The following is a 22,194-nucleotide window of genomic DNA, read 5'->3' as shown; positions in this document are numbered from 1 at the left end:
ATTTTTCATCACTGTTGAACGATTGAGGTAGGAAACACCTATGGCGAAGCGCATTATCTACAACGAAAATGCTCGTCGTGCCCTCGAAAAAGGGATGGACATCTTGGCTGAATCCGTGGCCGTGACCCTTGGTCCTAAAGGGCGGAACGTGGTTCTGGAGAAAAAATTTGGCGCCCCCCAAATTGTCAACGACGGGGTGACGATCGCCAAGGAAATTGAACTGGAAGATCACATTGAAAATACCGGTGTGGCGCTGATCCGCCAAGCCGCCTCGAAAACCAATGATGCTGCCGGTGACGGTACGACTACGGCAACGGTTCTTGCCCATGCCATGGTGAAAGAGGGGCTGCGCAACGTAGCTGCCGGTGCTAACCCCATTGCCCTGAAACGCGGGATTGACAAAGCCACCCACTTCCTTGTGGAAAAAATTGCTGAACATGCCCGTCCGGTGGAAGATTCCAAAGCCATTGCCCAAGTGGCAGCGATCTCTGCCGGTAACGATGAAGAAGTGGGTCGGATGATTGCCGATGCCATGGACAAGGTGGGCAAAGAAGGCGTGATCTCCCTCGAAGAAGGCAAATCCATGACCACCGAACTCGAGGTCACTGAGGGGATGCGCTTTGACAAGGGCTACATCTCCCCCTACTTTGCCACCGACACCGAGCGCATGGAAGCGGTGCTTGATGAACCCTTCGTGCTGATCACCGACAAGAAAATTACCTTAGTGCAAGATCTGGTGCCGATCCTCGAACAAGTGGCTCGCGCCGGTAAACCGCTGGTGATCATTGCTGAAGACATCGAGAAAGAAGCCTTGGCGACCCTCGTGGTCAACCGTCTGCGCGGTGTCTTGAATGTGGCTGCGGTGAAAGCTCCCGGCTTTGGCGATCGCCGTAAAGCAATGCTCGAAGATATTGCCGTCCTCACAGCGGGTCAAGTGATCACCGAAGATGCCGGTCTGAAGCTGGAAAATACCAAGCTGGATATGCTCGGTAAAGCTCGCCGCATCACCATCACCAAAGATCACACCACGATTGTGGCCGAAGGCAATGAAAAAGCCGTCAAAGCTCGCTGCGAGCAAATCCGTCGCCAAATCGAAGAAACCGACTCCAGCTATGACAAAGAAAAACTGCAGGAGCGGTTGGCCAAACTGGCCGGTGGTGTGGCAGTGATTAAAGTCGGTGCTGCCACTGAAACCGAAATGAAAGATCGCAAACTCCGTCTGGAAGATGCGATTAACGCCACCAAAGCCGCTGTTGAAGAGGGGATCGTTCCCGGTGGCGGTACCACCTTGGTGCACTTGGCGCCTGAGTTGAGCAACTGGGCGGCTGAGCACCTGACGGGTGAAGAACTGATTGGTGCCAACATTGTTGAGCGTGCCCTTAGCGCTCCCCTGCGTCGCATCGCTGAAAACGCGGGTCAAAACGGTGCCATCATTGTCGAACGGGTCAAAGAAAAACCCTTCGATGTGGGTTATGATGCCGCCAAAGATGAATATGTCAACATGTTCGATGCTGGTATCGTTGACCCTGCCAAAGTCACCCGCTCGGCTCTGCAAAATGCGGCCTCTATTGCCGGTATGGTGCTGACCACCGAGTGCATCATCGTTGACAAACCCGAACCCAAGGACAACAATCCTGCAGGCGCCGGTGCCGGCATGGGCGGTGACTTCGACTACTAAGCCCAACCCGTCGGTGAATCCCTGAAACTCACTGGGTTCAGCGCAAGTAACCTAAGTTACACTCACAGCGGGGAAACCACACCCCGCTTTTTTATTGGATGGTGCCAAACGGGTCTGGCCGCGTTGCTATAATAACCCTCAATGTAACGTTTTTTTAACATTCGCAGTTTGCAGCATGGGCGATGCAGTGCCTACGGGTGAAATTCGGATTCGGGGTGCACGGCAGCATAATCTGAAAAACATTGACCTCGATCTGCCCCGCGATCGCCTGATTGTGATGACAGGGGTTTCTGGTTCCGGTAAGTCCTCTCTGGCCTTTGACACGATTTTTGCTGAAGGGCAACGCCGCTATGTGGAGTCCCTCAGTGCCTATGCACGGCAATTTCTCGGTCAGTTGGATAAGCCGGATGTGGATGCCATTGAGGGGCTGAGTCCAGCGATTTCCATTGATCAAAAGTCCACTTCCCACAATCCTCGCTCGACGGTGGGCACGGTGACGGAAATCTATGATTACCTGCGGCTGCTCTATGGCCGTGCGGGTGAACCCCATTGCCCCCATTGCGATCGCTCGATTCGCCCCCAAACCATTGATGAAATGGTGGATCAGGTGATGCAGTTGCCCCCTCAGACGCGCTTTCAAGTTCTAGCTCCTATTGTCAAGGGGAAAAAGGGCACCCACAAGAAGCTGCTAGCGAGTCTTGCTAGTGAAGGCTTTGTGCGGGTTCGCATTAATGGCGAGGTGCGCGACCTCAGTGATGCCATTGAACTGGATAAAAACCATGCCCACACGATTGAAATTGTTGTCGATCGCCTTGTGCTCAAACCTGGCATTGAAGAACGCTTAGCGGACTCGCTGCGAACGGCGTTGCACCATGCCAATGGTACGGCAATGGTCAGTGTGGTACCCCGCGAGGGTGAGGCTGAGGGTCAAACGCTCCTATTTTCCGAAAATTTTGCCTGTCCGGAGCATGGGGCCGTGATGGATGAGCTATCGCCGCGGCTCTTTTCCTTTAACTCCCCCTACGGTGCCTGTCCAGAGTGCCATGGCTTGGGCTATTTGCGCAAATTTAGTCCGGAGTTGATTGTCCCCAATCCTGAACTACCGGTCTATCTGGCGATCGCCCCCTGGGCCGAGAAAGAACACGACTACTACCTTGCTCTCCTCTGTGGTATTGCTGAGGCCTTTGGCTTTGACATCAATACACCGTGGCACCGCCTCACGGAGTTGCAACGGGAAATTATCCTCTACGGCACCGATACCCCAATTCTCATCCCCGCCGATTCCCGCTATCGCAAACGGGACTATTACCGCCAATTCCAAGGGGTGATCCCAATTCTAGAGCGGCAGTACCGCGAGACCACCTCCGAAGCCTACAAGCAAAAATTGGAAGAGTACCAAGTCAATCAAACCTGCCCCGCCTGTGGTGGTCAACGCCTAAAACCCGCCGCCCTAGCAGTGCGCTTGGGGCAATATCGCCTCACGGATCTCACCAGTGTCTCGATTCGTGAGTGTTTAGCACGGCTGCGATCGCTCCAACTGAGTGCCCGCCAACAGCAGATTGCGGAGCTGGCTCTGCGGGAAGTGACCGCGCGATTACAGTTTCTCGTGGATGTGGGGCTAGATTACCTGACGCTGGATCGCAGTGCGGCCACCCTCTCTGGTGGTGAAGCCCAACGCATTCGCTTGGCCACTCAAATTGGCTCTGGCCTGACGGGAGTGCTCTATGTCCTCGATGAACCCAGTATTGGCTTGCATCAGCGGGATAATGATCGCCTCCTGCAAACACTGTTTCGCCTGCGGGACTTGGGGAATACGCTGATTGTGGTTGAACACGATGAGGACACGATCCGCGCTGCCGATCACATTGTTGATATTGGCCCAGGGGCGGGGATCTACGGCGGCCAGATTGTGGCTCAAGGCAGCCTAGAGGCGATTCTCAATCATCCCGACTCCCTGACGGGGGCTTATCTGTCGGGGCGCAAGCGCATTGAAACCCCCAGCGATCGCCGGCCGGGGAATGGTCAATCCCTGATTCTCAAACAGGTATCTCGCAATAATCTCAAGAACATCACCGTAGAAATTCCCCTCGGTAAGCTGGTGTGTCTGACGGGGGTATCGGGGTCGGGGAAATCCACCCTCATGCACGAAGTCCTCTATCCTGCCCTGCAGCACCATCTCGGTCACAGTGTGCCGCTCCCCAAGGGAGTTGGCGAGATTGAAGGCTTAAATGCCATTGACAAGGTGATTGTCATTGACCAGTCTCCCATTGGTCGTACCCCCCGCTCGAACCCTGCCACCTACATTGGGGTGTTTGATGTTATCCGTGAGGTCTTTAGCCAAACCGTGGAGGCCAAGGCACGGGGCTATAAACCAGGGCAATTTTCCTTCAATATCAAGGGCGGACGCTGTGAAGCCTGCGCTGGCCAAGGGGTGAATGTGATTGAGATGAACTTTTTGCCCGATGTCTATGTGCAGTGTGAAGTGTGCAAGGGGGCACGCTACAATCGCGATACCCTGCAAGTGAAGTACAAAGGCTGCTCGATCGCCGACGTTTTGGATATGACCGCCGAGACGGCACTGGCCTTTTTTGAAAATATCCCCAAGGCAGTGAGCAAGCTGCAAACCCTCGTGGATGTGGGCTTGGGCTATCTCAAACTAGGGCAAACGGCACCGACCCTCTCTGGGGGCGAAGCCCAACGCCTCAAATTGGCTTCTGAACTGTCGCGGCGTGCCACGGGCAAAACGCTCTACCTCATTGATGAACCCACCACGGGGCTGTCTTTTTACGATGTGCATAAACTCCTCGATGTATTGCAGCGTCTTGTGGACAAGGGCAACTCGATTTTGGTGATTGAGCACAATCTGGATGTGATTCGCTGTGCCGATTGGATTATTGACCTTGGACCAGAGGGGGGCGATCGCGGCGGAGAGGTGGTTGCCGTCGGCACCCCTGAAGCGGTGGCACTGGTGCCCCAATCCTACACAGGGCAGTACCTCGCCAAGGTGTTAAATCGCGCCGCCAGTCCTCAGCAGTAGTAGAATACAGGTTGCTCTGCCTTGCTTTATTCCCTTTATTCCTATGTCCATGCCCACCATGACCCTCTGCATTTCCTGTCCTGATCAGCGGGGGTTAGTGGCCAAATTGGCGCAGTTTGTCTATCGCTACAACGGTAACATTGTTCATGCTGATCACCACACGGATGCTGTCGCGGGCATTTTTCTCTCCCGCCTCGAGTGGGAACTAGAGGGCTTTGAAATCCCCCGCGATCAGATTGCTGCCACATTTATCAACTATGCACAGCGGGAAAAAGTCTTTGCCAGTTGGCAAGGGGTGCGCTGGCAGTTGCGGGCGTCGGATATTCCCTATCGCTTGGCCATTTGGGTGAGCCGCCAAGATCATTGCCTGTGGGATTTGCTGCTGCGGCAGCGAGCGGGGGATCTCTTTGCGGAAATTCCCCTGATTATCAGTAACCATGAGCATTTACGTCCCATTGCCGAACAGTTTGGCATTGACTTTCACTATATCCCCGTGACACCAGAGACCAAGCCCCTTGCCGAAGCCAAGCAGCTGCAACTGCTCAAGGACTACAACATCGATCTGGTGGTGCTGGCCAAGTATATGCAGGTACTCAGTCCAGAATTTATTGAGGCCTTTCCCCAAGTGATCAACATTCACCATTCATTTTTGCCTGCCTTTGCGGGGGCGAATCCCTACCACCGTGCCTATGAGCGGGGGGTAAAAATCATTGGTGCCACGGCCCACTATGCTACAGCGGATTTGGATGAAGGACCGATTATTGAGCAGGCAGTTGTGCACATTAGCCATCGCGATACGGTGGCAGATCTGATTCGCAAGGGCAAGGATTTAGAACGGGTGGTCTTGGCACGGGCAGTACGGCTGCATTTGCAGAACCGCATTCTCGTGTATGGCAATCGCACGGCAGTCTTTGCCTAGGCGCTAATCAGGGGGCAGTTGCCTTTTTGCTGAGGAGCTTGAACTTTGAAAGCTGTTGGACAATCTGGAGCGTTTCGACGCTCACTCGCACCACGCGCTTCAGTAAGTCAATAATGTAGCGGGGATCTGCTGACCAGTCGTTGGGGTCATTGCGAATTTGGCTGTCTTTATCCACAGTGACTTGATAGCGATCCATCACCCACTCGATGGCAGGCTTGCCATTCACCACATATAGCTATTCCAATAAGGAATGAGATATCATCCAGCACAATACTTGCGAATCACTTCATCAATCGAACTGTTTGACCCTGCATACATCCGCGCTCGCTTCAGCGCACTGAAGTCGTGCTCAATCACATTCAAATCAGGAGAGTATTTCGGTAAAAATAACACCTCGTGACCCGCCGCTTTCACCACTGCCTGAATCGCCCCTTTCGGATGAATCGGTGCATTATCCATCATCAACAACGAAGGTCTCTTTAATGCCGGCAAACAGTACTGACTCAGCCAGCTCACAAACCCTACCGCATTCAAGTATCCGCAAAACAGCATTGGGGCGATGAAGTCTTTCTGGTGTCTATACCGTCCTGCGACTCAACTCTCTCTTTTCTGACGCTTCCCCGCTCGCTCTCCATCAATCGGGATGGGCAGCAACATCGGCTGCTAAAGACGCCCAATCCAGTTTCCAAGGACGACGGGGGACAACCGTGGGGGCTGAGTCCTCTCGCTTCAGCCAGCGATGGATAGTGGCGCGGCTCACCTGGAAGATTTGAGTTGCTTCACTGATTTTGCCACCTTGCTGGATGTAGGAGACAACCCGCTCTCGTCAGTTCAAGCCATAGCTCATATTCTTGAGTAACATTCATGACGCTTTGAGTATAGCCTATCCCTCTTGAAAATATCTCATTCTTTTTCGAAATAGCTATAAATCTTCAATTGACAAGGCAGGGATGTATATCTTTGATCGCAAGGTGAATTTTTATGCACGTCACCCCCAACGCCAAATTGACCGTAAAATCGTGATTTCGCCAATGGTAGAGGATCGGGCACGACCAGTTGCCGCAGCATTGGGAATAGAAATTTATCGCTATGCCGATGCCGTAGAGGGTCGATAGGCTCTCCCGGACACTAACAAGGGGAAGAGGGGGGCACAGAGTCATCGTGGGGATCGGGTACAGGGTCATAGCCGCCGGCGGCAAAGGGATGGCAGCGCAAAATACGACGAATAGCTAAATAGGTTCCCTTGACTGCTCCAAATCGGGCGATCGCCTCAATCGCATAGACAGAACAAGTGGGCCTATAGCGACAGGTGGGCAAAAATAAGGGCGAAATCCAATGCTGATAAGCGCGAATCAAAAAGATCAGTGCTTTGCTTAGCCAGTTGTCCACAGCCTTTGCCTACAAGGTATCCCAATTATACGCAGGTTAATGGGGGCGAAATAGATGGTGATGTTCTGGACTATAGAGGCAGGAGCGCAATGAGCCATGGCCTTGATGTTGTACTGCCAGTGCTGGACTGATCAGGTAAAGGGTGGTGCGCGTCAAGCGCTGCTGCTGACTAAACGCCGCCATTTCAGCCAAGGGAACCAGCCACAACTGCTCATCGGGCCATCCCAAGCGGTAGCCCACAGCAACTGGGGTTTCGGGTGGATAGTGCTGAAGCAAATCTCGCTGGGCACGGTGGACACAATTCGCACTCAGGTAGAGGCAAAGGCTGGCTTTGTGGGCGGCTAGACTGGCCAATTCTTCTGTTGGTGGGACGCGTGTACGGCCACTGGCACGGGTGAGGATAATTGTCTGTACCAATTCGGGTAGGGTGAGTTCGGCATTGAGGCGGGCGGCGGCCAATTGATAGGCACTGATGCCGGGGACAACTTCAACGGTAATGCCTGCTTCGGTGAGGCGGGCAATCTGCTCGTGAATGGCACTGTAGAGGCTCGGATCTCCCGATTGCAACCGTACCACTTTTTTACCCGCTTGGACTGCTTCAACCATCAGCGGAATCATTTCTTCAAGAGTCATTGCGGCTGTGGGAATACAGGTGGCACTCGGCGGTGCAAACTGCAAAATCCCCGTCGGCACAAGAGAATCGGCATAGAAAATCACATCGGCCTCTTGGATCAGCCGTTGTCCCTTGAGGGTGAGTAATTCTGGATCACCGGGGCCAGCACCCACAAAGTAAACCCCAGCCGAGGTCTGTCTTTTTAGCACTACACTGCACCTGATTATTCCCCTTACTAAGATTAACTTTTGCCGGTAACACAAGTTATGTCAGGATCAAGACAGGTCAGTTTAAGAGGCAGCGAATCATGAGCGGCAAACGGATTCTCATGCTTGTGGGTGACTATGTGGAAGATTACGAAGTGATGGTGCCGTTCCAAGCCCTCCAAATGGTGGGTCATGCCGTGCATGCTGTCTGCCCTGATAAAGTCGCTGGGGACATTGTTCGCACGGCAGTTCACGATTTTGAGGGGGATCAAACCTATAGTGAAAAGCGGGGACATAACTTTACCCTCAATGCCACTTTTGCAGAGATTGACCCCGTTACCTACGATGCACTAGTGGTGCCGGGGGGTCGTGCCCCAGAGTATTTGCGCCTCAATCCACGGGTCCTGGAAATCACCAAGCACTTTGGCGAGACCCAAAAACCGATTGCAGCCATTTGTCACGGCCTCCAACTGTTGGCGGCAGCAGGCGTTCTTGCGGGCAAAACCTGTACGGCCTATCCGGCCTGTGGCCCTGAGGTCGTGAGTGCTGGGGGTAACTTTACCAGTGTGGCAGTGGATGCAGTCGTAGTGGATGGCAATCTGGTCACGGCGCCCGCTTGGCCTGCCCATCCCCAGTGGTTGGCGGCATTTTTAGAGATTTTGGGAACAACGATTAGCCACCGACCCTTGGCAGCAGTGTAGGATCACCGTGGCATGGCGATCGCCCTCAGCCAAATTGCCCAATATCTCCAACGGCACCAACTGAACTATCGGTTGAATGCGGCCAACCACCAAATTATTACGGGCGTCAACGGTGATCACCTTGAGCGATTTATCGTCGTCATTGAGCTAGATGAGGGAGGCGAGTTTTTTAAGCTCTATGCCCCCAATCTTTTGCCGGGGATTAAAACCCACCAGTTTCGTGATGCCATTTTGCAAACGCTACTGTGCATTTCGTGGCAGACAAAAATGTTGCAGTGGGAGTACGACCCCAATGAGGGTGAAGTGCGTGCCATGATTGAATTCCCCATTGAGGACAGCACCCTCACCGAACGGCAATTTTTTCGCTGCTTGGGGGCACTCGTGGAAATCGTTGACAATACAGTGCCGCGACTGCGAGAGTTGGTTGAACACGAGCCTCCGCCGCTCGACGCGGATCTGGCCATGGGCGAACGCCTATTGCTGACGATTCAGGAAGAAGCACCGGGGCTATTGGATCTCATTGCCCAAGCTCTTGAAGCCCGTCGCCAACGGGGTCGGGTCAGTTTGAATTTAGAGAATTTAGACACCTAAGTCAGACATCTAGAGTTCTGTTTAGATTCAGATTCAAGACGAGGGGGGTGCAGGGGGCGTTTGCCGCGCGTAGAAGCGGCCATTCTTCATTTCAATCAACCCTTGACACTTTTCACAACTAAAGCGCCACAGCTTACCGACCGGAACTTTCAGCGGGTGATGACAATGGGGACACTCGCCACTCCATACCTCCTCATCCCCAAGCATCCACATACTGCCCACGACCATCGGCAGACCGATGATGGTTCCTAATCCCGTGGCACAAAAGCCCAGACCCATGACTATGCCGGCAAGACCTGCCACCTTTGATTGATGATCGCGGGGGACTTTTTCAATGGTGGGAATGGTGTAAATCTCGGATTCAGAGGGGGGCTGGGGGGGTTCTGTGGCGGTTTCAGGGGGTGGTGGGGGTTCTTGTGTCTTATCTGCCTGAACCGGTGGCTCAGGCTCGGCCTCTAACCAAGGATCCCGTAGGGGAGGATAGTTGGCGGCTTCTTGGTGTTGGGGAAGGGCAGAAGATTCTGAAGGAACTGGGGGTGCAGTGGGCAACATGTCTGAGACTGCCCAAGGATCCTCAACAACAGAGGCAGCGTCTGGGGCGATCGCCCCCTCAGGCGAGGATTCAGCTTCAGCCGTCATCTCAGCAGTCATGGCGGGCTGGGGGTCGATCTCCGCCTCTAAGGCTTCTAGGGCGGCAATATCCTCAGTCGTCGGTTCAGGGAAGTCGTATGCTTCAAGGGTCGGTTGCTCTAGGGTAGCTTCAGAGAGTTCGGGTGCTGGTTCAGGGATCTCAGCAATACTGTCTTGGGCTTCTGGTGTTGCAATGCTCTCTTCTATGGACTCAGAAGCTTCTGGAGGTGGTTCAGCAGCGACTTCGAGGACTGGCAATTCCCATTCCCCTGAGAACCCCCCAACGGTACTGGCTTCAATGTGTTCTTCTTGCAGCGAGGGCGACTCAGATGGAGATTCTTCACGGTCAGTATTGGGTTCTGGTGAGGGTGGGTTGGGGTCAAAGGCGGCAGCTAAATCTGCCAAACTAATGTCCTCATCAGGATCGATTTCTGGAATCTCATCTAGGAAACGCTCTTGCGGCTCACTGATGGGTTCTGCCCCTGTTCCATTCTCAGTGACTTGCTCTAAGGGAGGAGCTACATCCCCATATTCAGGTGTGCTCTCTACTGGAATCGGGTGTTCCTTCTCTTCGGGCGATCGCGCCACAGCATCCTGACTTTCAGATGTGGCAGGTACCTCGGAGGTCATAAAAGCAGACATTAAATCCAGCAGCGTGGGTTCAGGGGGGGGTGGCTCAGTCGCTGCCGTTTCGGTGCCCCATGGATCCTCGACCACGTCTCGATGGGGTTGGGTGGGTGGCAGGACTTGGAGCTGAAAATGACTTTCCCAGAGAGGGACGCCCAACACCCGTGACTCAATGAAAACCCGTTGAATCTCTGGCAAGTGCAATTTTTCTAAGGCAGTGCGGATCAAGGTTACGGCTGCCCCCTGATTGAGTATTTTTTCTGAATGCAGCGTGATCATTAACTCCTCGGCCTGACGTACCACAGTGGCCTTTACCCGCTTTGGCAGGAGGACAGCATTCAGCAGCGTACCAATGGCACGGGGGTCGCCCTGCCGCGCAATATCCAGCAAACGGGAATCACTCATAAACCGATCAATAGAATGGAACGGGGTGCCGCTAGTTCTAGCCTACTGCGATTTCAAAAGAGTGATAGGAAGCGGGTGGCGATCGCTTGACTATCCTACGTATCAACAACCAAGCTAACCTACACCCTAAGTTTAGAGCGGTTGAGAAGCTTGGAAAAAATCCCTTCGGCATCAAGGACATCCATACCATTTTCTGAAGCGGCGGCTACAGGATCCTTGATTTGTGCGTTACCCTTTCGGCGTAACTTACCTTTTCGGGGATTTCAGTGGGGCTATGCGGGGGATTAATAGCCCGAACTACCTTTAGTGTAGCTAAGGGATGGCCAGATGACAACTCCCTAAAGCGTGTAAATTGTTACAAACAATTACAAGCACCCACTAGACTGGGAAAAAGGATGTTCACAAATTTCAGCAGGGCATGACAGCGGCAACACGCTCCACGGATTGGCAACTTTTGCAACGACTGATTCCTTACCTCAAGCCCTATCGCTGGGGACTGGTGGGAAGTGGCTTGCTCTTGATTCCCTTGGCGGCAGCAGCAGCATTACAACCGATCATCATTGGTCAGGCGATCGCCTTCCTCAAAGGCGAAGAGAGTACCTATAGCTTTTTGAAACCTTTGACCCTGACCCAAGGGATTGATCTACTGAGCATTGCACTGCTGATTACCGTGGTGCTGCGCTTTGGGGTGCAGGCGGTGCAGGGGTACTGGATTCAAAAAATTGGCCAAAACATTACTGCCGATATTCGCCATGACTTATTTGACCACGTGCTCCGGTTATCGTCGCGCTTTTTTGACCGCACCCCCGTCGGTAAGCTCATTACCCGCTTGACCAGTGATGTGGATGCTCTGGGGGATGTGTTTGCCACTGGCGCCGTGGGGGTTCTCAGCGATGTCTTCTCAATGCTGGTGGTCATCCTGACAATGTTTTTCATTGACCGCCTCCTAGCAACGCTGCTGCTGGCCTTGGTACTGCCGATCACTGCCCTGATTATCTATTTTCAACATCGCTACCGCGTGGCCAACTACAAATCCCGCGAGGAGCTGTCGCTACTGAATGCCGATCTTCAGGAAAACATCGTTGGCATTACCGTGGTGCAACTGTTTCGCCGTGAGGCCTTTAATAGCCAACTGTTTCGGCGGCGCAATCAACGCTACATCAAAGAGGTGGATCGGACGATTTTCTACGATTCGGCAGTATCAGCAACGTTGGAGTGGATTGCCTTTGTGGCGATCGCGGGGGTTCTCTGGCTGGGCGGTGCCTTGGTGGAGCAGCGCACGATTGACTTTGGCACTTTGGCCACGTTTATTCTCTTTTCCCAGCGCGTTTTTGATCCGTTGCGGCAGTTGGCGGAGAAATTTACCACGGTGCAAGCGGGCTTAACCGCCATTGAGCGCATCCATGATCTGCTCTCAGAACCGATTGAAATTCAGGATCCCGATCGCACCTTTTTGCGTTTGCCCAAGCCAGAAAATACAGCCGCTGCCGTTGAGTTTCGCGATGTCTGGCTGGCCTACAAAGACGATGACTACGTCCTCAAGCAACTTTCCTTTCAGATCCATGCTGGCGAAAAGGTGGCGATTGTTGGTCCTACGGGTGCAGGTAAAAGTTCAATTATTCGCTTGCTTTGTCGCCTCTATGATCCAACGCGCGGTGAAGTCCTTGTTAGTGGTCGCAATGTCCGCGACTTTACCCAAGCAGAACTGCGGCAGCACATTGGCGTGATTTTGCAGGATAGCTTTCTCTTTTCAGGGGATGTGAAAAGCAACATTGCCCTCGGTGACAACTACACCCTTGCCGAAATTCAGCGGGTGGCCGCCGAAATGAACATTGCCGACTTCATTGAGCAGTTGCCCCAAGGCTATGACACTCCCCTGCGGCAGCGGGGCACGAATCTATCAGCGGGGCAGCGACAACTTTTAGCCTTTGCGCGGGTAGCGATTCGCAATCCAGAAATCCTTGTCCTTGATGAGGCAACCGCCAATTTGGATGTGGGTACAGAGGTAATGATTCAGGAGGCCTTGAACCGCCTGTTGGTGAATCGAACCGCCATTATGATTGCCCACCGCCTGGCCACGATTCGCCATGTGGATCGCATTTTTGTGCTCAAACGGGGACAACTGGTGGAGCAGGGCACCCACAGTGAACTCTTGGCCCGCAATGGGGTGTATGCCCATCTCTACCGGTTACAGGCGCTTGCCGAAGAAGCAGCCCCTACCCAGGACGCCTGATCCTAATCCACAACAGCAGTGGCAGCCCTAGCAGTTGTAGCCCTACCGACACCAATACCAACAGCCCCAAGGAGCGATCGTAGAGCACTCCCATGAGGAAACTGCCGAGAAACCACGCTAAGCCATAGCCAGTGCTAAAGATGCCATAGGCTGACCCCCGCCGCTCTGGGGGGACGAGGTTGGCGACGATCGCCCGCACAATGGATTCTTGGGCACCCATGCCAATACCCCACAGCACCATGCCCCAAATCACCGCAGAACTGAGGAAGACCAAGGGAGCAAAGCCTACCGACAGCACAACCGCAAGGATCAAGGCCATGATGCCAATGCGATCCAGTAAGTACCCAAAGAGCAGCGCAGCCACGGCATCAACCCCCATCGCCAAGGCGTAGAGCAGCGGGATTTGGCTCGTTTGCAGACTGTCTCCCTGCTGTAAATGAAAAGCAATCAAGGGGAAATCCACATAACCGGCGCCCAGAAAGGCCACGGCCAATAGATAAATCCAAAACAGTGTTGGTAGTCTTTTGGTATTCAGATCCTGCACCACCGTTTCAAAGTCCCGTGGCTCTGGGTACCGCCGCTGCGTCACCAATAAAACGACCAGCCCCATCAGGGCAGGGATGGCGAGGACGGCAAAACTCCATTGATAGTGCTGGGTGCGGGCAAAGACGCCGGCCACCATCAGCGGCCCAACAACGGCACCAATTTGATCCATCGCCTCATGGAGACCAAAGCCAAAGCCGCGACCCACTTGGCGAGCACCGTAGGAGAGCAACACATCGCGGGGGGGTGTACGAATCGCTTTACCGGTGCGCTCAGCAATCATGAATCCCGCTAGGACTTCCCAACGATGGGTCAAGGCCATGAGGGGCACAGCTAAGGTATTGATGGCATAACCAAGGGTGGTAATGCGCCAATAGGCACGGGTACGATCGCTGAGATAGCCAATCCCAAGGCGTAGACCATAGCCGATGAATTCCCCCAAACCCGCTACGAGGCCGACAACGGTACCACTGGCACCCAATACTCCTAAATAGACCCCCGTAAGACTGCGGGCGCCTTCATAGGTGGCGTCGGCACAGAGGGAAACCACCCCTAGGAGCACGACAAACCTGAGGGCGGAGCCTTTTTGGCAAACCATGACTCAACTCCTGTATTTAGGAATTTAGGAATGTCCACAGTATATTGAGTGGAGAATCGTTAAGGGCGATCGCGATGGTGGGTGCACTCAGCGCAGCTAGTCCCTTAGTCATTTGGACAAGTCTGGGGTTCATCTGTGGCCGTTGGTTGCCAGCAGTGATTCCCCAATGGTTGGGGCGCAGCCTCTATTGGGTCGGGGTACCCATTCAAATTTTTGCTTTGGTGCGGCAAACCAACTTCGCGGGGTTAATTTGGTTGGCACCGCTGCTGGCCTTTGTGGCGCTCATTGTCGGCTATACCCTTGCCCAAGGCCTTTACTATTGGCAGCAACGCTACTTTCAGCCCCAATGGCTCCACTATACTCCTCCCTTCCTGACAAGTACAGTTCCCGAAGGAGAAAGTCGCCGCTTTCAGGGGAGCTATCTGATTGCCAGCATTCTCGGCAATACGGGCTTTGTCGGTTTGGGGGTCACGATTCCTCTCCTGAGTGCCACGGCATTGCCCTGGGCGGCCTTCTATGCCATTACCCAAAATGCCCTCGGCACCTATGGATTGGGTTCATTTCTCGGTCAGTACTACGGTAAGGGCAATGATCAACCTTGGTGGCGCGCCTTGGCGGTGATTCCAACCGTGCCGACCCTTTGGGCCTCCATGGCCGGCTTTGCGACCCATGATCTTTCCTTTCCCGAGGCGATTGAAAAGTTGTGTGAGATGGATATTCACTTGGTGATTCCCTTTGCCTTTGTCCTCACTGGAATTCGTTTGAGTCGGCTCCCCGGCTGGCAAAGTTTTCGTATGGGGTTGCTGCCTATGTTAGTGAAGACGTTGTTGCTGCCATTGACGATGATGGCGATCGCCTATGGTTTGGGCTTGCGGGGCGATACGTTGCTGGCGATCGCGATTATGACTGGTACGCCCACCGCCTTTGCCGCGCTAATTTTGGCAGAGGAATACGAACTCAATACCGAACTGCCACCGGCGGTGATTGCTCTGAGTACCCTGAGCTTTGTGGCGGTGTTACCGCTGTGGGTGTTCCTGTGCCGCCAAGTTTTAACATAACGCTAACGACTGCTCTCCTTTTCCAAGAACAGTGGCACACTGAAAATACCTGATCCATTGCTAGCCCTCTCACGAGTTTCCCTATGACGAATCCCCAAAGTCCTCCTCCTCCACCGCCACGTGTTCCCAATTCACCCCCGATGCCACCGCCCCGGCCGCCAATGGGGGCGGGTGTTCCGCCGCTGCCTCCCCAACCGGGAATGGCGCCTCCCCGTCCTGCTGCCCCCCCACCGCCTCCCCAAGGGATGCCCCCACAGCCCGGCATGCCGCCTCGACCCATGCCACCACAACCGGGGATGCCGCCACGACCAATGCCGCCGCAGCCGGGAATGCCCCAACAGGCAGTACCGACCCAACCGATGCCCACACCAGCCGCGCGGATCTCTGGCCCGACAATGGAACAACTGGTGCGGGAGGCTTTTGAGCACGGCTATTCCGATATTCATGTTGGGGTTGGCGAAGCGCCGCGCTTTCGCGATCGCGGACGTTTAGAAATTACCAACTATCCCGTTACTGATGAGGAAACCTTTAACTACTGGCTGAATGAACTGCTGACCCCCCAACAAATTGAGCAGTTTCGCACCCACCTTGAATACGATGGTGCCTATCAGTACGAAGGGCTATGCCGTGTGCGGATCAACATCTTTGTCGCCCTCAAAGGCCCCGCCATGGTGCTGCGCTTGATTCCGGTGAAGATTCTGACCCTAGAGCAATTGAATTTGCCGCCGGTCTTCAAGGATCTCTGCCACTACCACAAGGGTCTGATTCTGGTGACAGGGCCAACGGGTTCTGGGAAATCCACCACCCTTGCGGCAATGGTGGACTATATCAATACCGAAATGCCGAAGCACATTATCTCCATTGAAGACCCGATTGAGTTTGTGCACCAAAGTCGCCGTGCCCTGATCCGCCAGCGGGAGGTGGGTATCCATACACTGAAGTTTGACAATGCTCTGAAGGCGTCGTTGCGGGAAGACCCCGATATTATTCTGATTGGGGAGATGCGCGATCGCGAGACAGTGAATACAGCCCTAAAAGCAGCGCAAACGGGTCACTTGGTCTTTGGTACGTTGCACACCAACAGTGCCGTGAAAACGATTGAGCGGATCCTCAACCTCTACAACCCCGATGAACAAGGACCGATGCGGATGCAGGTGGCGGAGTCGCTGGTGGCAGTCATTGCCCAAGCCCTTGTGCGTACGACGGATGGTAAGCGGGCAGCGATTCACGAGATCATGATCAACACCGATGCCATCAAGGACTACATTTTGCGGGGTGAAGTGGAGGAAATTGAGGCGATTATTCCGCAGTGTCGGTATGACGGCATGTGCACGATGAACCAATGCCTCTACGAACTCTATGAGGCGGGGCGCATTGATGAGGAAACCGCCATCGAAAACTCCCCCAAACCCAACGAAATGGCGCAAATTCTACGGGGTCGTGTCTAGAGCAATGGTTGGCCTCAAGCCTGTCTTATACAAGGGGTTGGCCCTCTTTACACCGGGGGAGGATGTGGTCTTTTGCCGTGACCCATCAAAACAGGGGCATTGGCATCAGTCGCTTTGTCAAGCCCTGCAACAACTGTTGGATTTGGAGGAGCCGCCCCTTTTTCTATCCCCCTGCTACACAGCGGCGGTAGATTACTGGTTTGATGAGGAGCAGCAATGCCTGCGAGTGGCGGCGGAGGTCTATCCCTTGGCATGGCCCCATCGTCCCCTATTGAATGCCCTCTTTGCCCCTGCTCATCAGCCCACATTGCCGTGGCAGTTGGTACAGGATCCGCAGCATCCCTGCGATGTCCAAGCCCTAGAGGCCTACCGCAGCAGCTTTCCCCAACTGTGGGAGCAGCACCAACTGATCTATGATTTGCAGGAAGCCACCCCCCTGAGCAGTTTTGCACCGCGTCCTTCGGAACCCGATCGCTATGTCTTTCGCCTCTATGTGCGTGGAGAAACCCATGCCACGGAAGTTGCCCTGAAGAATCTCCATGACTTGCTGAGTCGCTTCCTCAAGGTGCCCTATACGCTCAAAGTGGTGGATGTCACCAAGCAACCCGATCTGGCGGAGGAGGATCAAGTGCAGGCCACGCCAACCTTAGTGCGGGTCTATCCCCAGCCGGTGCGCCGCCTTGTGGGACACTTGGATAATCGCGATCGCCTGCAACGTTTATTAAGCCCTTAGACCGATGACAAATTCTGCTAAAGACCTGCTCGCGGCTGCTGCTGTGGAGCGAATGGCGGGAACTCGTGATGCCTATGTGCCCTATCTGCGCCAAGTCTTTGCCGATGTGGTGGGGGAGGATGACGCGGTCAGTGAAACCCGTGGTGGCTTAGCAGCAGCCCAAGAGCGTTTGGCCAAGATACAGCCTCTACGGTATGGCAAGAGTCGCAACTTTTTGGCGGGGGCAGTAACGGGGCTTTCGGCCTATTTGCGCCACGGGGTGATCAGTTTGGCGGCGGTGCGCGATCGCCTGCGGGAAGTGGTGTCTCACCCCTATCAAGCGGAAGCCTTACTGCAACAACTGGCGTGGCGAGACTATTGGCAGCGCCTCTATATCCGTTGGGGCGATCGCCTGTGGCAGGACATCGAACCCTATAAAACGGGTTGGCAAGCAACCGATTATCAAACCGACTTACCTCCTGCACTCATCGCAGCGGAAACGGGACTGGCCTGTATGGATGCCTTTAGTGCCGACCTACAACGAATGGGCTACTTGCATAACCATGCGCGGTTATGGTTGGCAGCCTATGTGGTGCATTGGTGTCGGGTGCGCTGGCAGGCGGGAGCCGCTTGGTTTTTGCAGCATCTCCTCGATGGCGATCCGGCCAGTAATAACCTCTCGTGGCAGTGGGTGGCCAGTACCTTTAGCCACAAGCCCTACTTTTTTAACCGTCAAAACCTCGAGCGCTATAGCGATGGCAAATACTGTCGCCAGTGTGCGATGGGCGATCGCTGTCCCTTTGATGCCACCTACGAGGAATTGGCAGCCCGCCTTTTCCCCCACAAGGAATAGGGTTATTGGGGAGTCGGCTTCACGGTTTTGCGCAGAATCAAACAGTTACCCGTATTGCCCACGCGCTGATAGTCCAATTCATCCATGATGGTTGCCAAGAGGCGTAGGCCGCGTCCCCCTTCGGCATCGAGGGCAATTTGGCTGGGGAGTGTTGCCAGTTTGGCCATCAAATCAAAGGGATCCCCTTGATCCCAAATGCGCAATTCAATCACAGTATCTGCAAGGGAGAGATCAATGCGAATGGGGGTATCGCTGGCGCGATCGCGATGGGCATGGCGCACAGCATTGGTAAACCCCTCGGCAAGGGCGAGTTCCAATTTCAACCACTCTTCGATGGGCAGCGTCGTGGGGCGATATTGATTGAACCATGCCAAGAGAGCCTCCAGTTGGGTCAGGTCACTGGTCAGGGTTAGGGAAACCGTGGTGAAGGGAGGCGTCATAGGCTGAGTTGTCCTTGCTGGGGTGGAATCAGTTGCAGAGCTTTAGGATCGGATACCAAGAGGTCAAAAACAGCTCCGCAGCTCGCCCTGCCCACTGAATGTAAAGGATGCAAATGGAGCCATGACGAATAGACGTTTCGCCGCTGGAGGGCTGCTGAGATGGGCTGCAGGAGAAAGAGGGTTCAATGGGGCAACGCAGATGGGACATGAAGCAGCCAAATGCAGGAGGACTGATTACATTTTCCTCGTTTTGTTGCCCAATAGGGTGCACCAGAGCGATCGCCAGTTGGGAGGCTGGCACAACCCCTGGGGAAAGAACCGTGTGCCGAGGATAATCAGCAACCCATAGAGCATCAGACGGCCATCGCGGAAAAAAGTGGCCACTGCCACTGGCAAATAGGGTTGATCGGCGAGTCCCCGCAGGAGTTCAGGCAGAGCTGTAAAGAGCATACCGCCAGCGATCGCCCCCACAAACGTGCGATTGCCCCCCACCAGCACTGCTGTCAGTGCCAACACCCCCATATCAAACGTGCCCTGACGCGGATTCCAAGTATTCAAAAGATGGGCCGCCAAAACTCCCGCCACCCCCGCTAGAATTGCCCCCAAGACAAAACCCAAAACCTTGTAGCGAGTGGTATCAATGCCAAGGGTCTGTGCCACCAATTCATCGGCACGAATGGCCTGCATCGCCTTGCCCGCACGGGTCTGTTCCAAGCGACCGATGGCGATCGCCACCATGACCAGCAAGGGCAGCGTCAGCCACAAATAGCCCAAGGGTGTACTAAAGGGTTGGGGAATGCCAAAGATGCCGATCGCCCCCCCGGTCACCTCCAGATTGAGTGCCAACACCCGCAGCACCTCAGAGAAAGCAATCGTGGCAATGGCAAAATAAATGCCCCGTAACCGCAGCACCGGCACCCCCAAGCCCCAGCCCACCACACCACAGACCACAGCCGCCAACACCATTTCCCCCAGCACCAAGGGCACGGGATAGGGGTTCAGGTCAGGAAAAAGACGGGTTGAGACCAAGGCAGCAATATAGCCACCCATGGCATAAAACGCTGGACTCGCAAGGGAGAGTTGGCCACTCATCAGGGGCAAATAGAGTGACAAGGCCAGCATCGCCCCCAAGGTCATTGAAACCAGTAGGAAGTCGTACGTGCCGAGCCAACCCGCCATAATTACTGCTAAGCATCCATTGCACAGGCCGGCACGCTGGCCGCAGCAAGCTGCTGCAACTCCGCAATAATGGCTGCTTCGAGGGCGTTATCCCCAAGGCGAATCGTCAGACGCGACAGCCGCAGGGAGGCCGTAATCCGACCGCTAGGGAAATCGAGCCACACCAACTGTTGAAATTGGCGACAGCGACCACCATGGCGCTGGGCAAGGGTAGTGAGTTCCTCGTTGGTGGGCGATCGCCCCAGATCCACATCAACCACCCATGTACCGCCACATTCCCGCCGTTTAGAGAGTTGAATTGGCATTCTCAGAACTTAACTTATAGGCGTTGAGCATAAAATTCACACCAGGGATCACCCTTTTCCCGCGCCTTCACCTCTGCCCCTTGAAACACACCGCCCCGTTGAAAGAGACGATTGTAAAACGCCTCATCTAAGACAGGCTTCTGTTGAATGCGCCCGTTATAGACAATGTTCATCATTGCCGGTACCGCCCCTTGGGCAAAATAACAGGCCGGTTGCAGGGTATGGGGATAGGAAGCCAAGAAGTAGTTGGTTTCGTAGTTGCCATCAATGGCCACCCGACAGGATTCATTCCCGACCACCTCTAGGGCTTGCCAACGCCCCCATCCCAAACTACTGGCAACGGCATACCCCCCGTGAATCCAATCGGTATCGGTTTTTAACATCGGGCCAACGACCGTTTCCCACTCCAAAGACTCCATGATATTGCCAAAGGTGTAAAAGACACAAACATGGCCTGATTCACGGATCAAGGCCTGCCCCACCTCTAAAAGCTGCGGATCTACCTTTTGCAGCTCATCCAAGAAACGGTACTGAATGCGGTTGTAGTAGTTGGCAGGCATGCGCGTCAGCAGCACATTAAACGCTCGGATTTGACCATTCACATCCCCTTCTAGGGGCAGTCCCCAGAGGGCTTCGTTCACCGCATCGTAGTCCACACTGGTTTCTGGCTGCGGCAGGGGCGCCGGTTGATCAATGAGCTTGCCCATTTGCGGACTCGGTGTTAGGGAGCGGCGCACCGGTGCTTTGGTCACATGGATCATGCAGTGATCCTGCCGCGTCACTACCATACAACTGGTTTCTTCAGCCACATAGGTACCCAACGCCGCAAAGGTGGCATCTAGGGCTGCGGCCACATAACCCACCGCCAAGTGATCAATGGGTTTCGTGCGGCTCACCTGCTCACCGTATTTTCCAAGCCAGCCCTCTGCATAGTGGGAGTGGGTTAATTCCACCTCACCCCCCTCTTCTGTCACCTCAAAGTTGAGGTGGCCAAAGCCCAAAAAGCTAAAAATCTGGGCGGCGGTGGCAAGGCGTTCCGCTGGCGTTTGCACTCCCAACGTATTAAAGGCATTGGCGAGCAAGCTATAGAAAATCTCTTGGGCTGAGGTCTGTAGGATACTGACGCCATCAATCCAGTCGGGGTCTTCAATGGTTTGCTGGAGAAATAGGTTGTAGTGGTGGCAGTGGAAAATCACTGGTTCGTCAAAAAAAGCCACCAGCTTGCGGGGGCGATCGATACGGAGATGCTCAAACATAGGGCCAATCTTTTGTTAAATGGTGAAGGGTGAGTCAAATCAACCTAGGGAAGGGCAACCGGCAGGCGTTCCACACCCAAGATATCGGCCACGCCCTTGTAGAGAATGCGCACTTCCCGTTCATCCAACTGGCCTTTTTCCAATCGCTCGCGGTGCAAGCCCGTTTTCAACGACAGCCGCAGCGCCACAAAGTTGGGATCCGGCGCATAGCGACGGGCATAGCTAAGCAGCAGTTGAGCGACGGAGGTGGTGTTGTCTTGGACAGGCGGCAACAGGGGCTTGCCATCCGCCAAGATCGCCTTGATCCGCTCAAAGACCAGCTTCAGGTTCGTGCTACCCTTGGTGAGAAAGAGGACAAAGTAGGGAGTTTTGCTAAAGGCTTTGATGACCAATCGCACCTCTGCCGAACCCGCTAGCAGATAGTCTGCCTCTGAGGCCGGATCCACCACTTGGCACACGCGATTGTTGGCTCGCAGCAGATCGCTGGCATAGGCACCCAAAGAACTCAAGGACTCATTTTCAAGGCTATTGCCACTGTAGTTAATTTCGGCAATGGTTGCTCCATCCGTCGTGCGGCCAATTAACACAGCTAACACGCCCGGGACTCCGGCAATATGTTGCTCTAAAACACTCTTGAGTGTACGCACCAGCATTGCGAATTTCCCAATCAAGATTAAGCTTTGACTAACTCTACTTTATAGAGGTAATCAATTGTTGCGCATCCGTAGAATTTCTGATATTCTAGACTTTTATTAAAAATTAACAATTGTATC

20 protein-coding genes and 2 pseudogenes are annotated in these 22,194 nt (G+C 54.3%); 11 read left to right on the top strand and 11 right to left on the bottom strand.

The annotated features are described in order from the left end of the window. Nucleotides 1–40: 40 nt before the first annotated feature. The 3 genes from groL (at nt 41) to purU (ending at nt 5,634) form a co-directional block, all read left to right on the top strand. The gene (groL, locus tag RHK62_RS03720; protein ID WP_310453288.1) at nt 41–1,678 is read left to right on the top strand and encodes a chaperonin GroEL; all 1,638 of its coding nucleotides are present in this window, start codon (nt 41–43) and stop codon (nt 1,676–1,678) included. Between the two features lie 175 nt (nt 1,679–1,853). After that, nucleotides 1,854–4,715 carry an excinuclease ABC subunit UvrA gene (uvrA, locus tag RHK62_RS03715; RefSeq protein ID WP_310453287.1) on the top strand — a complete coding sequence of 954 codons (2,862 nt, stop codon included), beginning with the start codon at nt 1,854–1,856 and terminating at the stop codon, nt 4,713–4,715. Between the two features lie 43 nt (nt 4,716–4,758). Continuing rightward, nucleotides 4,759–5,634 (top strand): formyltetrahydrofolate deformylase, encoded by an 876-nt coding sequence (gene purU, locus RHK62_RS03710; RefSeq protein WP_206201223.1) that lies wholly within the window; start codon nt 4,759–4,761, stop codon nt 5,632–5,634. Between the two features lie 7 nt (nt 5,635–5,641). Here the strand turns inward: purU and RHK62_RS03705 are convergent, their stop codons facing one another. Together RHK62_RS03705 and RHK62_RS03700 are read right to left on the bottom strand one after the other, a co-directional pair. Further along, nucleotides 5,642–5,860, bottom strand: coding sequence for a type ISP restriction/modification enzyme (locus tag RHK62_RS03705; RefSeq protein ID WP_302678951.1), 219 nt, complete (start codon nt 5,858–5,860; stop codon nt 5,642–5,644). 32 nt (nt 5,861–5,892) lie between these two features. Then, nucleotides 5,893–6,439: pseudogene (locus RHK62_RS03700) on the bottom strand (transposase). 121 nt (nt 6,440–6,560) lie between these two features. Between RHK62_RS03700 and RHK62_RS03695 the strand changes: the two are divergent. Then, nucleotides 6,561–6,749, top strand: a pseudogene (locus RHK62_RS03695) (hypothetical protein); the annotation flags it as partial. A 13-nt stretch (nt 6,750–6,762) separates the two neighbouring features. Here RHK62_RS03695 and yidD read toward each other — a convergent pair. Both yidD and cobM read right to left on the bottom strand, forming a co-directional pair. Continuing rightward, on the bottom strand, nt 6,763–7,023 hold the full coding sequence (gene yidD, locus RHK62_RS03690) for a membrane protein insertion efficiency factor YidD (protein WP_206201226.1): 261 nt from the start codon (nt 7,021–7,023) through the stop codon (nt 6,763–6,765). Between the two features lie 36 nt (nt 7,024–7,059). Beyond that, entirely contained in the window at nt 7,060–7,845 is a 786-nt protein-coding gene (cobM, locus tag RHK62_RS03685; RefSeq protein ID WP_206201227.1) for a precorrin-4 C(11)-methyltransferase, read from the bottom strand. 98 nt (nt 7,846–7,943) lie between these two features. On the opposite strand from cobM, the gene RHK62_RS03680 reads away from it, so the two are divergent. Both RHK62_RS03680 and RHK62_RS03675 read left to right on the top strand, forming a co-directional pair. Next, nucleotides 7,944–8,543, top strand: a complete 600-nt coding sequence (locus RHK62_RS03680) for a DJ-1/PfpI family protein (RefSeq protein ID WP_310453286.1) — start codon at nt 7,944–7,946, stop codon at nt 8,541–8,543. Between the two features lie 12 nt (nt 8,544–8,555). Further along, complete coding sequence (locus RHK62_RS03675; RefSeq protein WP_302678954.1) at nt 8,556–9,134, top strand: hypothetical protein; 579 nt, start codon at nt 8,556–8,558, stop codon at nt 9,132–9,134. 33 nt (nt 9,135–9,167) lie between these two features. On the opposite strand, the gene RHK62_RS03670 is transcribed toward RHK62_RS03675, so the two are convergent. Beyond that, nucleotides 9,168–10,796 carry a hypothetical protein gene (locus RHK62_RS03670; RefSeq protein ID WP_310453285.1) on the bottom strand — a complete coding sequence of 543 codons (1,629 nt, stop codon included), beginning with the start codon at nt 10,794–10,796 and terminating at the stop codon, nt 9,168–9,170. 418 nt (nt 10,797–11,214) lie between these two features. Between RHK62_RS03670 and RHK62_RS03665 the strand changes: the two genes are divergently transcribed. Further along, a complete protein-coding gene (locus RHK62_RS03665; protein ID WP_302678956.1) occupies nt 11,215–13,029 on the top strand; it encodes an ABC transporter ATP-binding protein in 1,815 nt (604 codons plus the stop codon). On the opposite strand, the gene RHK62_RS03660 is transcribed toward RHK62_RS03665, so the two are convergent. Next, nucleotides 13,013–14,170, bottom strand: coding sequence for an MFS transporter (locus RHK62_RS03660; protein ID WP_310453284.1), 1,158 nt, complete (start codon nt 14,168–14,170; stop codon nt 13,013–13,015). The genes RHK62_RS03665 and RHK62_RS03660 overlap by 17 nt on opposite strands. Before the next feature lie 74 nt (nt 14,171–14,244). Between RHK62_RS03660 and RHK62_RS03655 the strand changes: the two genes are divergently transcribed. The 4 genes from RHK62_RS03655 to RHK62_RS03640 all read left to right on the top strand — a co-directional run bounded on the left by RHK62_RS03655 (nt 14,245) and on the right by RHK62_RS03640 (nt 18,241). Next, nucleotides 14,245–15,228: an AEC family transporter gene (locus RHK62_RS03655; RefSeq protein ID WP_302678958.1), complete on the top strand. Its 984-nt coding sequence runs from the start codon at nt 14,245–14,247 to the stop codon at nt 15,226–15,228. A gap of 83 nt (nt 15,229–15,311) precedes the next feature. Next, entirely contained in the window at nt 15,312–16,676 is a 1,365-nt protein-coding gene (locus tag RHK62_RS03650) for a type IV pilus twitching motility protein PilT (RefSeq protein ID WP_302678959.1), read from the top strand. A 4-nt stretch (nt 16,677–16,680) separates the two neighbouring features. Next, nucleotides 16,681–17,409, top strand: coding sequence for a circadian clock KaiB family protein (locus tag RHK62_RS03645; protein ID WP_302678960.1), 729 nt, complete (start codon nt 16,681–16,683; stop codon nt 17,407–17,409). Nucleotides 17,410–17,413: 4 nt separating this feature from the next. Next, nucleotides 17,414–18,241 carry an FAD-binding domain-containing protein gene (locus RHK62_RS03640; RefSeq protein ID WP_206201236.1) on the top strand — a complete coding sequence of 276 codons (828 nt, stop codon included), beginning with the start codon at nt 17,414–17,416 and terminating at the stop codon, nt 18,239–18,241. Nucleotides 18,242–18,243: 2 nt separating this feature from the next. On the opposite strand, the gene RHK62_RS03635 is transcribed toward RHK62_RS03640, so the two are convergent. From RHK62_RS03635 to RHK62_RS03615, 5 genes are all read right to left on the bottom strand, one after another. Beyond that, nucleotides 18,244–18,681 carry an ATP-binding protein gene (locus RHK62_RS03635; protein WP_149817272.1) on the bottom strand — a complete coding sequence of 146 codons (438 nt, stop codon included), beginning with the start codon at nt 18,679–18,681 and terminating at the stop codon, nt 18,244–18,246. A gap of 234 nt (nt 18,682–18,915) precedes the next feature. Next, complete coding sequence (locus tag RHK62_RS03630; RefSeq protein WP_206201237.1) at nt 18,916–19,860, bottom strand: branched-chain amino acid ABC transporter permease; 945 nt, start codon at nt 19,858–19,860, stop codon at nt 18,916–18,918. Between the two features lie 8 nt (nt 19,861–19,868). Further along, entirely contained in the window at nt 19,869–20,165 is a 297-nt protein-coding gene (locus tag RHK62_RS03625) for a hypothetical protein (protein ID WP_206201238.1), read from the bottom strand. Between the two features lie 14 nt (nt 20,166–20,179). Then, a complete protein-coding gene (locus RHK62_RS03620) occupies nt 20,180–21,421 on the bottom strand; it encodes a hypothetical protein (protein WP_310453283.1) in 1,242 nt (413 codons plus the stop codon). 44 nt (nt 21,422–21,465) lie between these two features. Continuing rightward, entirely contained in the window at nt 21,466–22,074 is a 609-nt protein-coding gene (locus RHK62_RS03615; protein ID WP_206201240.1) for a hypothetical protein, read from the bottom strand. Nucleotides 22,075–22,194: the final 120 nt, after the last annotated feature.

The organism is Thermosynechococcus sp. HY213 (genome assembly GCF_031460975.1).
In the GTDB taxonomy this organism is placed as follows: Bacteria; Cyanobacteriota; Cyanobacteriia; order Thermosynechococcales; family Thermosynechococcaceae; genus Thermosynechococcus.
The sequence above is the reverse complement of the archived record's forward strand: the minus strand, read 5'-3'. Positions and strand labels throughout refer to the sequence as shown.